At 35.9% G+C, this 14736-nt stretch carries 15 protein-coding genes and 2 riboswitches; of the genes, 4 read left to right on the top strand and 11 right to left on the bottom strand.

The annotated features are described in order from the left end of the window. Nucleotides 1-341 precede the first annotated feature (341 nt). The 4 genes from F8153_RS05460 to F8153_RS05455 form a co-directional block, all read right to left on the bottom strand. On the bottom strand, nt 342-1298 hold the full coding sequence (locus F8153_RS05460; protein WP_151865362.1) for a Gfo/Idh/MocA family protein: 957 nt from the start codon (nt 1296-1298) through the stop codon (nt 342-344). A 596-nt stretch (nt 1299-1894) separates the two neighbouring features. Continuing rightward, a complete protein-coding gene (locus tag F8153_RS16015) occupies nt 1895-2038 on the bottom strand; it encodes a hypothetical protein (protein ID WP_192929675.1) in 144 nt (47 codons plus the stop codon). A gap of 22 nt (nt 2039-2060) precedes the next feature. Then, entirely contained in the window at nt 2061-2183 is a 123-nt protein-coding gene (locus F8153_RS16530) for a hypothetical protein (protein WP_279237115.1), read from the bottom strand. Nucleotides 2184-2224: 41 nt separating this feature from the next. Further along, a complete protein-coding gene (locus F8153_RS05455; RefSeq protein ID WP_243136904.1) occupies nt 2225-2569 on the bottom strand; it encodes a carboxymuconolactone decarboxylase family protein in 345 nt (114 codons plus the stop codon). Nucleotides 2570-2725: 156 nt separating this feature from the next. Here F8153_RS05455 and F8153_RS05450 point away from each other — a divergent pair, with 156 nt between their 5' ends. The 4 genes from F8153_RS05450 (at nt 2726) to F8153_RS05435 (ending at nt 7250) form a co-directional block, all read left to right on the top strand. Then, nucleotides 2726-3973, top strand: coding sequence for a DUF401 family protein (locus F8153_RS05450; RefSeq protein ID WP_151865361.1), 1248 nt, complete (start codon nt 2726-2728; stop codon nt 3971-3973). Between the two features lie 54 nt (nt 3974-4027). Further along, a complete protein-coding gene (locus F8153_RS05445; protein ID WP_151865360.1) occupies nt 4028-5998 on the top strand; it encodes an LTA synthase family protein in 1971 nt (656 codons plus the stop codon). Nucleotides 5999-6141: 143 nt separating this feature from the next. Beyond that, nucleotides 6142-6690 (top strand): chromate transporter, encoded by a 549-nt coding sequence (locus tag F8153_RS05440; protein WP_151865359.1) that lies wholly within the window; start codon nt 6142-6144, stop codon nt 6688-6690. Beyond that, nucleotides 6687-7250, top strand: coding sequence for a chromate transporter (locus tag F8153_RS05435; protein WP_151865358.1), 564 nt, complete (start codon nt 6687-6689; stop codon nt 7248-7250). The genes F8153_RS05440 and F8153_RS05435 overlap by 4 nt, the downstream gene beginning before the upstream one ends. Nucleotides 7251-7298: 48 nt before the next feature. Here F8153_RS05435 and F8153_RS05430 read toward each other — a convergent pair whose 3' ends face one another. From F8153_RS05430 to F8153_RS05400, 7 genes are all read right to left on the bottom strand, one after another. Further along, nucleotides 7299-8108, bottom strand: a complete 810-nt coding sequence (locus F8153_RS05430) for an LPXTG cell wall anchor domain-containing protein (protein ID WP_151865357.1) — start codon at nt 8106-8108, stop codon at nt 7299-7301. Nucleotides 8109-8174: 66 nt separating this feature from the next. Further along, complete coding sequence (locus F8153_RS05425; RefSeq protein ID WP_151865356.1) at nt 8175-8981, bottom strand: TasA family protein; 807 nt, start codon at nt 8979-8981, stop codon at nt 8175-8177. Between the two features lie 37 nt (nt 8982-9018). After that, nucleotides 9019-9104: riboswitch (cyclic di-GMP riboswitch) on the bottom strand. Between the two features lie 3 nt (nt 9105-9107). Beyond that, entirely contained in the window at nt 9108-10253 is a 1146-nt protein-coding gene (locus F8153_RS05420) for a SipW-dependent-type signal peptide-containing protein (protein ID WP_192929674.1), read from the bottom strand. 20 nt (nt 10254-10273) lie between these two features. After that, nucleotides 10274-10354, bottom strand: a riboswitch (cyclic di-GMP riboswitch). Then, nucleotides 10354-10920, bottom strand: a complete 567-nt coding sequence (locus F8153_RS05415; protein ID WP_151865354.1) for a hypothetical protein — start codon at nt 10918-10920, stop codon at nt 10354-10356. It overlaps the preceding riboswitch by 1 nt. Before the next feature lie 39 nt (nt 10921-10959). Then, nucleotides 10960-11544 carry a signal peptidase I gene (locus tag F8153_RS05410; protein ID WP_192929673.1) on the bottom strand — a complete coding sequence of 195 codons (585 nt, stop codon included), beginning with the start codon at nt 11542-11544 and terminating at the stop codon, nt 10960-10962. Nucleotides 11545-11593: 49 nt separating this feature from the next. Beyond that, nucleotides 11594-12961, bottom strand: a complete 1368-nt coding sequence (locus tag F8153_RS05405) for a hypothetical protein (RefSeq protein ID WP_151865352.1) — start codon at nt 12959-12961, stop codon at nt 11594-11596. A gap of 220 nt (nt 12962-13181) precedes the next feature. Next, on the bottom strand, nt 13182-14414 hold the full coding sequence (locus tag F8153_RS05400; RefSeq protein ID WP_151865351.1) for an AfsR/SARP family transcriptional regulator: 1233 nt from the start codon (nt 14412-14414) through the stop codon (nt 13182-13184). Between the last annotated feature and the right edge of the window lie 322 nt (nt 14415-14736).

Below are 14736 nucleotides of genomic sequence, written 5' to 3'. Positions count from 1 at the left end.
TTATTATTCGACAAATATTTTCCATCACCTCTAAAAATAGACATAAAGTACTAGGAATATTTCACTATTTTTTTGCAAGGCCAAAAAAATAAAATCAGATATGTAGATTGCTTTACATATGTGGAAAATCTCACCTAATAATCTGTGGTACTATCAGGTGTATCCACTGGCAGAGAAAAACAGCATGGTTATCAATAATAGTTTTTGAAAGGAAAAAGACCATAGGAAGGGGTCCTTCCTACAGTCTAAAAACAAGCAAGTGATATACTAAATAAGGCAGGGCTATTCCCTATCTTATCTCCCCTAAGTTTTCAGTATTTATTATAAGTTTATAACTATTTTTAATAGTTGCCTAATAACTTTTCTATCACAATTTGGGCATGATAGCCTTCTTCAAAGCTTACAACATGGGAAGGCTTTTGGTCTATGGCCTTAAAAACCTCATCTATTAGCTCTACTAAATGATTATTATCCTCAATATCCAGTCGGTTTGGCCCTCCTTCATTGCTGGACAGCCATAGCTCCCTCCAGTTCTCTAAGGATATCACTCCTTTAGATCCATATAGGGTTAGTGCTAGATGATCCTTCATTCCTATATCCGATAATCCATTAATTAACACCCTAGTTCCATCCTTAAAAGAAGCCGTTGCCACAATTCCGTCTTCTGATTTTAGAGGATCTTTAGGATACTCTATGGTAGAATGGATATTTTCCATTCTACCATAAAGGCTTTGGAGGATTTGGGCATAGTGGGTAAATACCTCTCTCACGAAGCCCCCCTGCTCCCTTGTAGCTATCCAATCCGTTTGTTGCCAAAAACGGGGCCACTGTTGAAAATATCCCTTTAACTCTACCCTTCTCAAATGGCCTATATAACCTTCCTCTAAAAGGGCTTTCATTTTTTTAAAGGCGGATGTATACACCGTTGGGAAGTTTATTGCATTTACAATGCCCTTACCCTTTGCACCTTGCCACATGGCCTCCGCCTCTTCTACAGAATTTGCTAGGGGCTTTTCACAAATAAAATGCTTTCCAGCATTTATGATTTCCATCCCTATTGGGTGATGATATTTTGGTGGAACAGCAAGGTAGATTAAGTCAATTTCATTATCGTCTAGTATCTCCTTATAATCTCCTACTGTATTTAGCTGATATTTCTCAGATATGTAGCTTAACCTCTCTCCATTGGTATCATATATACCAAGTATATGTGCCCTTTCATGGCTTTGTAGGGCTTTAATAAACCTTTCCCCCACTATACCAACGCCTATTATGCCGACCTTTATCCTTTGATTCATAGCTACCTCCTATATTGTGTTTTCTCATGTATATATTATTTAACTATAATTGTATTCTATTAGCTATGATGAAATTCCTTCTATAGTCTAAGTGATTTTATCACCGCTGTGGGTGGCACCGCTGATCCCTTCAAATACCAATTTGCCTTCATAATCCTTACTAATATTATTTATGATCATATTCATAAAATCATCTCCTTTTACATTCCGAGATGATAGCCAAAAGGAACAAAAGCATTTCACAATTCTTAATATATTCTTCAACAACAAAAAACTGTAACCAAAGTCTTAGGTTACAGTGTTATATCATATATAGCTACTAAGCTTTGAATAAGCTTAATAGACACTTTCTTTAGAACATATATGAAAAAACTAAGGCTTTTTAACTATCATCCCTAAAAAAGTACATAGCTACCCTATGGCTTTTTTAAGGCAACTATTCAATTAGTTATTAGTTAAAAAAGTCTTAATCATCTTACACCTCACAATTAGTAGGATAATCTCCTAAAATATCTGCATAGCTATTTTATAGCTAAACCTTTCTTTTGTCAACCAGCGTATTAGGGTTCTATTGCCCACATTTTGCCACTTTCCCTTTATTTCTTCTTTCTTCCAGTATATAACCTCCTATTTCTTTTCATATCCTCATTATCTAGTATACCGATATCTCCAGCCAGCTCATAGTTCATTTCTCTGAAAAAATTCTTGTCAATTGACCTTCTTATTTTTAATTTCTTCATTATTATCACCTCTTAATTATTTTTAATCAGAAGGAAGATTCTCATACATAAATTTGTTGGAATAATTATGGAATAATAATGAAAAACCCCATAGCTTGTTGCTAACCACCGATAGCTTAAGCCATGGATAACCGATTTGATCCATGGCTTTACTTATATGGTTAAACCCATATTATGTATAATAATCTATTTGTCCCCCATCTCATCCCTTAGAATCAGAGTAGCCTCCATCATTTTAGGAAATCCTCCGCTGGGGGCCACCAACAGTATTGCATGCTCTATCTCTTCCCTAGTGCAACCGGCCCTTACTGCCTTTTTTATATGGGTCCTTAAAGCATACTGATATTGGCAGCAGGCTGAAATAGCAACCTTAATAAGCCATCTTGTCTTCTCGTTTAGGGGGCCTCCTTTTTCATGAAGCATATTTCCATAATTCTCATAGGCTTCATATATATCATTATGCTTATCGATAAAGTAGTGTAGGTTCCTTTCCATTACATCCATTATAATCACTCCTTCAATTATTTTCATAATATATACCCTTGTAAATACCTATTCTATCCTCTAGTTTATTTCCTCATGAAGAATTTTTTATACATTACTTCGGTAATCTAAAAATATTGTTATAGTAAAGGAAAATATGATATATTTATTAATAGCTTAAATGAAATGGAATGGTGATGACCTATGTTAATTTTATCTCTAGTAGTATCTATTTTTGTAACCTTATTCCTAGTAAATAAAAAGCTGAATATCGGTTATTCCTTAACGATTGGCTCTTTTTTATTAGCCATGTTAAATGGACGTAGCTTCCTTCGGTTTTTAGAAATATTTAAAGAGACCCTCCTTGAACCCACTACTATATCCCTTGGCTCTACAATAGCCTTGATTACTATATTGGCTTACCTGATGGATAAATACCTGATATTGGATAGAATGATTGTTGCTTTAGAAAAAATTCTTAGAAGTGCCAAAGCTACCATTTTAGTTGCCCCTGCCCTTATGGGAACCCTCTTGGTATCTGGTGGTGCCTTAATGTCTTGTCCCATCGTAGGAAGCCTAGGGGATAGGCTAAGTATACCCAATGATAGAAAGGCTACTATAAACCTTATATTTAGACATGCTCTGTACTTCGTTTTTCCATTGTCACCAGCAATACTATTGGCAGCAGAAATTGGAGATTTTAGGGTTATAGACTTTATCAAACTGCAATTTCCAATAGCAATAGTTCTGTATGTCTTTGGCTATATCTTTTATCTAAGAAATTATCAAGAAAGTAAAGCAGAGAAAATAAATATCAAGCAATATTTTCAGGCCTTCAGTGATTTTCTTCTTTATGCTTCCCCCATATTGATTAGCCTACTTGGAGTTGTTGCTTTTAAGGTCTCCTTTCACATATCTCTATTGGTAGGTATCGCTATTAGTGTTGGTATAAACCAGTATGATAAAAGAAGGGATGTAAAATATGATCTTCAGGAGCATCCCTTAAAAACCATGTATAAGGGTGTTAAGGTACCCATGGTGATAGCAATTGTGGGTATTATGTTATATAAGAATACCGTTAATGAGATTGATGAAATCATTATATTTCTAAATAATTTATTAGAACAGGGAATGCCAATAGAGCTTTTAATATTTCTTTCAACGGCTGTATTGTGCTTCCCGTTAGCTTCAACCAATCCTGGTATTGCTATATTATTTCCCATGCTTTTACCTTTAGCTCCTAATTATGAAACAAAGCTTCTATATGCCATGTTTATTTACACAAGCTCCTTTTTGTTTTATTATATTTCACCCCTTCACCTTTGTCAGGTATTAACCTTAGAGTATTTTCAAGTAAGGGTTAAGGATCTTTATAAAAATTATCTTATAATTCTCCCCTTAACCTATGGTGTTATGGTTGTTATCTATTTTATTAATATGATTTTTAATTGATATTTCTACCCTGTAGCATTATACTTATTGTAGTATTGGAGGTAGATTATTCCTATGTTTAAAAGAACTAACCAGGTATCCCTATTAATCTATATATTCCTTTCAATATTTTTTATGGAAACCTTATTAAGGGTAACTACAACGGGGGGGGTTTTTTCCAACGGACTTGTTTTTTTAGCTATGTTTACTATATCAGCTGGAATAATCCTTTATCTAATAGGTAGTTTCTTCGAAGGTAAATCCCTTCATTACTCCTTAATTGGTCTATTAAGCATTACTGCCTTTGTTTTTGCTAGCCAGTTGATATACTACAAAACCTTTCGGATGCTTTATACCTTTTATTCCCTTGGCAACTCCCTTCAAGTGCTTCAATTTTGGCGGGATATTGTAGCCAAGGTTACGGATAATATTCATTGGATTTTCTTGATGTTTTTACCTGTATTTTTAATTGTAATCTATGGTAAAAAATACTTTCCTTATGATAGAGTTCATAAGCAGATTAGGTACCTACTCATCTTTACAATGATATCCTCCCACCTTCTTGGACTACTAACCCTTCAAGTCATTGGTAAAGATCAAAACTCTCCCTATGATTTATATTATAAGAATAGCAATTCTCTACTCTCTTTGGAAAATCTCGGGCTGCTGACCACCATGCGCCTTGACTTTCAACGATTAATATTTGGCTGGTCACCAGCGTTGGAGGCCTCATCCTATGACTTTTACTATTCAAGTCCACCAGACCCTAAAGCCAATATACCCGATGACACTGATGTTATGAAGGTTAGAATCGAATACAATGTCATGGATATTGATTTTCAGAAGCTGATGGAAAATGAAAGCAAAAAATCCATTATAGATTTACATAATTACTTCTCTAAAGTAGCGCCTACAGCAAAAAATCCCTATACGGGTAAATATAAGGGCTATAACTTAATTCTTATTACCGCCGAGTCCTTTTCTCCCTATGGTATTCATAAGGAATTGACCCCTACCTTGTATAAGCTCTATAATGAAGGCTATCAATTTGCAAATTTTTATACCCCTTTATGGGGAGTTAGTACCTCCGATGGAGAGTATGTTGCCCTAACCAGCCTTATCCCAAAAAATGGAGTATGGAGCTTTTATTTATCGGGGAATAAATATATGCCCTTTGCTATGGGAAATCAATTAAAAAATCTAGGCTATACTTCCGTTGCCTATCATAACCATTTCTACGACTATTATAGGAGGGATGTCTCTCATCCCAATATGGGTTACGATTATAAGGGGGTTGGCAATGGACTAAAGATCTCCACACCATGGCCAGCATCAGATTTAGAGATGATGGAAAAAACTGTGGATGAGTATATCAATAATCAACCCTTTCATGCCTATTACATGACGGTAAGCGGCCATATGCAATATAACTTTACAGGTAATGCTATGGCCCTTAAAAATAAGGGCTTGGTTGCAGACTTACCCTACTCCGATGCTGCAAAGGCCTATATAGCCACTCAAATCGAGCTAGATAAAAGCCTAGAATATTTGTTGAATAAGTTGGAGGAGGCTTGCATTGCTGACAAAACCCTCATTGCCCTAAGCTCTGATCATTATCCCTACGGTTTAGAGTATGAGGTTATAGATGAGCTGGTGGGCCACCAGGTGGAAAGAAACTTTGAGCTATATAAAAACAGCTTTTTATTATATACAAAGGGAATGGAACCCGAAATTATTGATAAACCTGCATCCAGCTTAGATATTATTCCCACCCTTTCAAATTTACTAGGTCTTGAATATGATTCAAGATTGCTTATGGGAAGGGATATATTTTCTAACCATCACCCCCTTGTAATATTCCTGAGCAAAAGCTTTATCACCGATAAGGGTTTTTATAATACTATTACCAAGGAGTTTATTCCCAATGATGGTCTTGAGGTTGATGAAGATTATATTAATGGGATTTCCTCCATTGTTAATGAAAGAATTTATTATTCTGCCAAAATATTAGAAACCGACTATTATAGAAGGGTTTTTGCCCAATGATATAGAAGATTGATTGAGGATTTCCTTATATCAGTCTTTTTATCTAAAATAAAAAAACCGCATTATAAGTCGCTAATATGTTATAATAATTAAGAAACTTAGACACACTTAATATTTTTTTGAACTGGGGGCGTTGACATTACATGAAGGAGCTAATGGACTTATATTGGATTTTTTTTAGAATGGGTGCCTTTACCTTTGGTGGGGGGTATGCGATGCTACCCATTATGCAGGAAGAAATCGTTAATAAAAGACAATGGGCTACTGATACTGAAATCATTGATTACTATGCCTTAGGTCAGGTTGTTCCTGGTATTATAGCCATAAATACAGCAACCCTTATTGGTCATAGGCGTAGGGGGAATTGGGGAGGACTTTTTTCAACACTAGGAATGATTTCTCCATCCATAATTATTATTACGATAATAGCGGCCTTCTTCCATCGTTTTCAAGAGTATCAGGTTGTTCAGCAGGCCTTTGGAGGAATCAGGGTTGTGGTAGTTGCCCTTATTGCCCATGCTGTTATCAAGATGTGGAAGCAGTCGGTAAAGAACAAAGTAGGTTTTGTCTTATTTTTAATTTCCTTTTTGGTAATTATTCTATCGAATATTTCACCTATAGTTGTAATTATTGCTTCTGCTTTGGCGGGCTTAGTCCTACTTCAAAATAAGGAGGGGGTGGCTCCTAAATGATCTATATAACATTATTTTTAGAGTTCTTTAAGATCGGTCTTTTTTCTATAGGCGGAGGCTTGGTTAGTCTACCCTTTCTATATGATCTAGTAGACAAATATGGTTGGATTACCTCCCAGGATTTGTTGGATATGATTGCAATTGCTGAATCAACTCCTGGCCCTATCGGTATTAATGCAGCCACCTTTATGGGCTACAAAACCGCTGGTATTTTGGGAGGTGCCATTGCATCCCTTGGTATGGCGGCTCCCTCCCTTATTATCATAGCCATTATTGTACATTACTTTATGAAGTTCAACGAAAACCCATTAGTACGGGCTGGCTTTGATGGTATTAGACCAGCTGTTGTTGGATTAATCGCTGCAGCAGGTTTTCAAGTGGCTAAAATATCCTTATTTAATTTTGATTTATATAAAACTACTAAGGATTTTTCACAGCTAATAGATTTAAAAGCCCTGGTGCTATTCGCAGTGATGCTCTATGGAATTAATAGATTTAAAAAACATCCCATAGTCTATATAGCCATTGCTGGATTTGTAGGGATTATATTTAAATTTTAGAACTCCACAAAAAAAATCGGGGATTAACCCCGATTTTTACATTTTAGATTATAACCTTTTATTAATGTAAATACCAACTAATATAAACAGGATCCCTAAACCATAGAATAGATTGGAAGAAGCTTCGCCAGTTTCTGGCAGAGTAGTAACCCCTGAGGGTATCTCTACTTCCTCTATTTCCTCTACCTCTTCTACCTCTTCTACTTCCTCTGGTTCTTCATTCTTTTCCTCTACAACCTCTGGTTCCTCTTTTATCTTAGCTGTCACCAGTGGAGTTTCGTCATCATCTAGCTCTTCCACTTCTTCTGCATTATCTATAACAGTTGGAGGAGAAGGCTTATCTGTAGGTGCTTTATAGGTGGTAGATACAATCCATTTTACAGTCAATGAAGCCGCTTGATACTCGTTTGTAGTTTCTTCGGCAGGTAAATCAACCTTGAAATCTAGTGCTACAGAGGTATCGGGTTGGATATTTCCAACATAATGGGGAGTATTTAAACCCTTAACTGTTCCAGAATAAACCAGCTTATCATTTTGATCCGTTATGGTAAGAACCAGCTTATCATTTAAATCCCCTCCACCATTGCCAAAGGTTTCTCGGATGGTACGATTATTTAAATATACAGGTAGAGGGTGCTCTCCAATATTAGATATAGTCATGTAGGATTCCTTTGTATCTCCAGGGTTTAAGTTGTCGGTGGCAACGTTGTCTTGGGCCAGCTCAACCTTCAGACCATATTCCCCACCAATTACCTCTAGAGCAAAGGTGTCCTGCAATCTAATTGCTAGGGTAAAACACGTAATAACCAGAAGCGTTATTACAATGTTGGCTATGGATTTTATGATTTTACGATTCATGGTAACACCCTCTCTGAAATCTTACTAATTAGTAATTAAAGAAACCTAGCTTTGCTTTATACAATATTATTCTTGAAGCTCTATTTGACCTTGTAGCCAACCAATATGTAATGTTCCTAATCCATTCATATGATTGATTGCATCTTCATGTACTTGTGTTGCATCTACTTGGAATTCTACTTTTATAGGAGCCACACCTGCCGCATCTCCTTGGTAATCATTTCCAGCATTTTGGTGGAATCCGAGCTCAACTGTTAACACATATTTGTTTTCACTATTTCCTATAAGGGCTCCCATATGCTCATAAGGAGAATCAGCTAATGTTATCATGGAGTTATTGTCGTTCCAGTTACGTAGAGTTATAACATCAAACTCACTTAAATCTGCTAAACTATTATAGAAGTTAGCCTCACTTTGGTTATGTCCAACAAAGTTTCCTCTACCATTCTCAATAAAGTTATAACCAGAATACCATGGATCATCAGTCCAAGGATTTCCATCTGCATCTAACATTTGCATAGACATAGTCTTGATATAAATTACATCTAACAATTTAGTATAATCTCCCTCTGTACCCTCCTCTATAACAGGAGTGAATATCCAATTACCAAACCATGCTAATTTTTTAGTGCCTTCGTTTGTTATTTCAATTGAAATCGGTCCATAAGAGTCACCAGGATTCATGTTGTCAATATTGGGAGCAACTGTAATTAATGAATCTAATCCTTCAGTAACACCAACATGTAAAGTACCAGCTGTAAAGGTAGTGTCCCCTGCATTTGCTTCGTCGGTGAACCAAGCCATAGTTCCACCTGCTACCATTGCGATAGCCAATGTTAAAGCCAACATCGTGTAAATAATTTTCTTTTTCACTTCTTTACCCCTCCGTTTATTGTTTTATTTTTTATTAAAAGGCAACCGGCTGCCATTCAGCTGAAGCTAAAAGGCCCTATGGCTTTGCGTCCCATTGTTTCCAATGGTTTGCCCCTTCTTTATGATTTATTCATCAAAACTATATAAATTTACTTGCCAGTGTTCTTCAGCCGCTCCATTGGAGGACTGAATTGCCTCAAAGGTTGTTGAGATGACAAATCGCTTACCCTGGTACTGGTTATCTGTCTCTTCCCCTTTAATATGAATTTCAACACATAATGTAGCTTCAATAATATCCTCATCACTTCTTTCATAGGTTCCAGCCAATTCACCAGTATAGTAGAAGTAGCCAGAAGCTTCATCATAGAACCAGTCAGGACTCTCAACTTCACAAACATTAATCTCTACAACGTCTAAATCTGGAATTGGTACATAGGTAACCCATTCATAGGTTTCTTCATTATACTGATACCATTGGCCTATTAGTTGAGCACGCACATGAATATCTTTACTTCCGGTATTCACCACGGTATATTCTTTTGTAGCAGTATCCCCAGGATTCCAGTTATGGTCTTTATCTTTTAGCCCACCCTCTACATAAATTACATTAACATCAAAACCATCAGCTGCGTTTTTATCTTTATTAGAAAGATCTTTAAAATCTTCTTTATCAGTAATATCAACTAGCTTTATGTATCTTGCATAGTCTACATCCTTTGGTAGCTCAAATGTATTCTTTATTGTATTTCCTACTTTAGTACCATCGTTGGTCGCCACATCTATATATACCCAATCATCTTCATTCCCTGTTGTACTAACATAAATATTTGCCTTCTCTAGTGGATATCTTCCTCCGGTTTCCTCAACTACTGTAATTATGGAAACTTTCTCTCCTGTAAAGATAAGGTGATCAAATTCTACAACTATATATCCATCGAAGCCTAAACTATAAAAGTTTTCACCCTCCTGCTGATTATCATCTGTTAATACTACATTGGGATTTGATCTAGAAGGTAATACATCACTTCCGTCAAATCTTTGACCCTGTTCAGCTGCTACAACCCACCTTGGAAAGATATCCCCTTCAATCCAAGTATGATTGTCATCATCTGGAATGTCGATTTCTTGCCCTGCCTCAATCTGTACTGTACCAGCTGTAAAGGTGGTCTCTCCTCCATTAACTGATGAAGTAAACCATGCCATGGTGCCACCAACAATCATGGCTGCTGCTAAAACAATTGTTAAAGCACTGAATACAATCTTTTTCCTCACATACACACCTCCATTTTTAAATTTGCGGCTAGGCTACCACTCAAATGAAAGGCCCTATAGCTTTGCGTCCCTGTTTTTCAACAGGTTTGCCTATTTTATATTATTGAGCAGGTCTGCCGTATATTTCAGTTTCCCACTTATAATATGCTGCATGATTTGATGTCTGTATTGCAAAAGCCTCTATATCTACTTGAAATTCCCCACCCATTATGCTTCCATTTATCTGATTTAATACAAGCTGTAATTTTAGTTCTACTGTTTCATCTGGTTCTATGACCTCTGTATAATAGTAATATGTAACTCCACTATCTTTATCTTTCTCTTCTTTCCAATCCTGACTCATCAAACTCCACGAGAAAGAATTCTCATTAATCTGAATTTCTTCCCCTGAGTTCATCAATTGAAGCTCTATTGTTGCCCTTACATAGGCTTCCTTTGTACCAGTATTAGTAAATGACCACTCAGCCACCTTGACGTTATCTCCTGGTACGGGTATCCATTCTCCACCCACCTGGCTATTGTTGGTGGCTTCAAGATTTAAGGTTCCAAAGGTAAAAGGAGTATCATCAATTGGTGCATCACCAGTGAAATAGGCCATTGTCGTACCAAATATAAATGTAGCTGCAATCATCAGTATTGCTATTATTATCCATAATTCCTTCTTCAAGGACTTCACCTCCACCAATTTAGATCTAAACCTTAAGCTTTACTCTGCTTTTGCTTCCTTTATATGCTTAATCAGAGTTTTAGCCTGAGATATTATAAGTATTACTCCTGGGACAATCAATAATATTAAAAAGCCCTCCTTTGATCTAGCAAAGGAAAAAAGGTATCCGATTAAGGGGATTGAAAGCTTCACCACTCCCATTACATTTTGTGCTGGAACGGGCAATGGATCATCCATATTGTTGGCATCTCCCCTTGTTTTAAATTTAAGAGGGCCTTCATTAATAACCTCCACTACTCTATGGGTAGTTATTCCACCACCATCATGACCCGTATAGGTAATAACATCCTCTGCTTTTATTTCCGTAGGATCTGTTTCCTTAACAAATATTACACTACCGGTTTTGAAAGTTGGGCTCATACTACCACTTAGAACAATATACATCTGGTGGCCTGCAATACTTGGCGGTCCAGCTGTCCTACGGCTCTGAAATAATAAGAATAGCATACTAATTATAATTACTGCCAATAACCCAATTAATATATTGGATGAAATATTCTTTAGCTTTTGTGTTCCACTACTAACCTTATTTTCTCCTTGAAGCTCAGTAGAATGGTTTTCCATTATCATCATCTCCTTTGTGTATAGCTAATCCGTCAATATAGTCTTCATTCTAGTTGGTATCATCTCCACCAGTAACCTCTCCATCTTCAAGGGAATTTTCTTCCTCATCTTTAATTACAGGATTTGTATTTTCTCCTTCACCATCTGCTAGTGGGTCCTGACCATCTACTGGGTCTTCACCCTCTACTGGAGGATATTCACCATCCGCTGGGTCTTCACCCTCTGTTGGTTCCTCACCCTCTACTGGAGGCTCTTCACCTTCTACTGAGGGCTCTTCACCTTCTACTGAGGGCTCTTCACTTTCTACTGAGGGCTCTTCACCTTCTACTGGAGGCTCTTCACCTTCTACTGGAGGCTCTTCACCTTCTTCTGGGGGCTCTTCGCCTTCTACTGGGGGCTCTTCACCTTCTTCTGGAGGCTCTTCACCTTCTTCTGGAGGTTCTTCGCCTTCTATTGGTGCTTCACCCTCGACAGCAATCTCCTGTATAAGAATATTAATTGCATTTGCTAATTGCTCTTTTTCTTTTCCCTCTGGTAATGCTGTTATTAATGCCATTGCATCATTAATTGCTTCATCAGTTCTAGCTACCATTGCCGTATCCAATGCTTCATAAGCGGCATTTATCATTTCAGCAGTCTTAAGATTCTCTAGATAGGTATTATATCTTTCCTTTATCTCTTCAATCATTTCAAGCCATTCTTCATTAGCTGCTTCAGATAGTGAATTATATTCCATTATCTTAGCTTCCAATTCTTCTAATTCTTCTAAGCCTATTCCTTGGAAATTTTCCGCCTTATTAAAGCCTTCAATAATTCCTTCAGTTAGGTCTTCTAAGCGAGCCAAAAGCTTTAAATATTCTTCGTCTATAACTTCAAGAGTACCTGTAGCATTAAGCTGATAATATCCATTGTTAAATAAACCCTCCAATGTTATAGGATAATTGCCATGGCCTAAGGTGTTTAATAAATAATCTTTATCTAATACAACTACAAGCTGACCACCTATATAATCTACAGAATTGATTTTAATGTCATTACTATCTAATTTAAGCTGTAAAGTGTCTAAATTAATGTCTTTTATATTAAAACCATCTGGGAGAAGCAAATACCCAACTACTCTCTCCCTTTGGACTTCTTCAACATGGGAGCTAAATACATTAAATTCCGTTAATTGAGCATTATGATCTTGAAAATTGATACTTCCTGAAATAATCTCTGTGCTGTCGGTAATATTAAAAATGGCAGCTCTAATATTTTTAATCTCCTGCACAAAATAAGCTTGTGTTTTTGGTATGCCTAAAGAGTATACAGAAAAGGATAGTACTAACACTGTAATTGAAAGGGGTTTAACACCAACCAATGCTAGTTTCTTTAAATTATTTTTTTCAGTATTACGATTTTCATTAATACCACTCATAGACATCTCCCTCTCTCTGCCATTTAGCCATCCATTTACTGTTAATTATTGGTTGTATATGATATTTATACTAAAAGTCTCTTATTAACAATATAAGCTTCTTCGGTCACCCCTTAGTCTTATATCAGTCATAAACCAGTCACAATGTTTATGAAAAATAAAAAACTGTACCAAATTGTACAGTTTTTCGATGGTTTTTTTCATTTTTATACTTTTCTCTTTATACTAGATGCCTATATTCTTCTGGTGAAAGTAATTTTATATGTACTCTGATGCCCTCAAGCTTTAAAACTCTTTCGATATGGTTAACAACACGCCTTAGAGCTTTATCTATCTGTTGGCTTCTTAAACCATCAAACATTATTAAAAATTCATTATCTGCCCATTGGGTATAGGCATCACCCTTTCGTAAATCATTTTCAATAATTTTCTTAACAGAATCAATTATTTGAAGTATATACTTACTATCGGTGAACTGATGGATTCTTAATATAATACTCCCTAAATAGATTTCATCACCACTTCTTTCATTTTTTCTATTTTCTAGCTGTATTATAGATTTAAAAACCCGGGGCTCGCAGAAAAAAGCTCCTGACCATTTGCTATAACTAGAAAGGCTTGCTTTTATTGCTAAGAGGTGCTGGCCATTGTAATCCTTTTTCATACTTTCATAAAGACGCTTCATTTTTATTGACGGTTTAATCCCAAATACCTTGTAAAAGATACTGGTACAATATTCATAGTGTTTAAGGGCCTCCTTATTTTGACCCTTCATCATCAAAGCCCCCATAAAGCAGATATGGATTTCTTCTTCATAGGGTTCTATCTTCATAAACTGATCACAAACCTTTAAAATTTCATCATATTTCTTTTCATTATCGAATAGTTGAGTTAACTCTAAGCAGCATTGTAGATAAAGCCTTCTATAGTAGCTTCTGCTAGGTATAACCCAATCCATATTGCTATTATCATTTAAATAATCTCCTGTATATAATTCTATTGCTTCTTTGTATAGCAAAATAGCCTCCTGGGGGTTAACATCCTTCAACAGTTCTGCATTTTCTATGAGCTTTTCGAAGCAATCTACATCAATCCAAATATTACTACTATCAAGCCTATAACACTCGTTGCTAAATATTATGTAATTATATTTAAAGCTATCCTTTGCTTCCAGTAGTTTTCTAAGACGATACACTGAGTTCTTCAATACATTGCGAGGATTATTATAATTCTCATCCATAAATACATTATCAAAGATTTTTTCTAAAGAAAGATTTTTGTTTTTGTTTGTAACCATATATTTAAATAAGTCCCATGGCTTTCTAGATCTACTAGAGGATTGGTATAGCTTATTATGACCTCTATTTACTTCAAATCTACCAAGGGTATATACTATTAATTGAGAGCTCTCAATTTCATCTAATTTTTGAATAGATGTACTTGTATGTACCATTTTGCACCCTCCTAAACAGCAATATTGCAAAGCTATAGGATAAAAGTCCTAATTTGATTTAATTATAGCAATTATGGTTTATTCTTACAACCTGTATTCGTTATTTATCAACCTATTTTAATAAAAATTTGTACCAAAATATAAAATAACACCTTGTAAATAGAATGAGGTTACTATTTTATATGGCTTTAGAAGGCTGTATACCTAATTTTAAATGCAAAACCTTAGTAAACTGATTGAATCTTACTGAGGAATATTGTTCAATTGGTACTATCCCCACAATCCTCTAGCTGCCTTTATGCTATTGGCTAATGTCGAACTT

This window comes from Alkaliphilus serpentinus (genome assembly GCF_009017255.1).
Taxonomy (GTDB): domain Bacteria; phylum Bacillota; class Clostridia; order Peptostreptococcales; family Natronincolaceae; genus Alkaliphilus_D; species Alkaliphilus_D serpentinus.
The sequence above is the reverse complement of the archived record's forward strand: the minus strand, read 5'-3'. Positions and strand labels throughout refer to the sequence as shown.

Bases quoted from the DNA above. Each gene is read 5' to 3' on its own strand.
- F8153_RS16530 (WP_279237115.1), bottom strand. From the start codon at position 2,183: ATGGATCAAATCGGTTATCCATGGCTTAAGCTATCGGTGGTTAGCAAC.
- F8153_RS05405 (WP_151865352.1), bottom strand. From the start codon at position 12,961: ATGAGTGGTATTAATGAAAATCGTAATACTGAAAAAAATAATTTAAAG.
- F8153_RS16015 (WP_192929675.1), bottom strand. From the start codon at position 2,038: ATGAAGAAATTAAAAATAAGAAGGTCAATTGACAAGAATTTTTTCAGA.
- F8153_RS05460 (WP_151865362.1), bottom strand. From the start codon at position 1,298: ATGAATCAAAGGATAAAGGTCGGCATAATAGGCGTTGGTATAGTGGGG.
- F8153_RS05455 (WP_243136904.1), bottom strand. From the start codon at position 2,569: ATGAAAATAATTGAAGGAGTGATTATAATGGATGTAATGGAAAGGAAC.
- F8153_RS05400 (WP_151865351.1), bottom strand. From the start codon at position 14,414: ATGGTACATACAAGTACATCTATTCAAAAATTAGATGAAATTGAGAGC.
- F8153_RS05440 (WP_151865359.1), top strand. From the start codon at position 6,142: ATGAAGGAGCTAATGGACTTATATTGGATTTTTTTTAGAATGGGTGCC.
- F8153_RS05450 (WP_151865361.1), top strand. From the start codon at position 2,726: ATGTTAATTTTATCTCTAGTAGTATCTATTTTTGTAACCTTATTCCTA.
- F8153_RS05445 (WP_151865360.1), top strand. From the start codon at position 4,028: ATGTTTAAAAGAACTAACCAGGTATCCCTATTAATCTATATATTCCTT.
- F8153_RS05430 (WP_151865357.1), bottom strand. From the start codon at position 8,108: ATGAATCGTAAAATCATAAAATCCATAGCCAACATTGTAATAACGCTT.
- F8153_RS05435 (WP_151865358.1), top strand. From the start codon at position 6,687: ATGATCTATATAACATTATTTTTAGAGTTCTTTAAGATCGGTCTTTTT.
- F8153_RS05410 (WP_192929673.1), bottom strand. From the start codon at position 11,544: ATGGAAAACCATTCTACTGAGCTTCAAGGAGAAAATAAGGTTAGTAGT.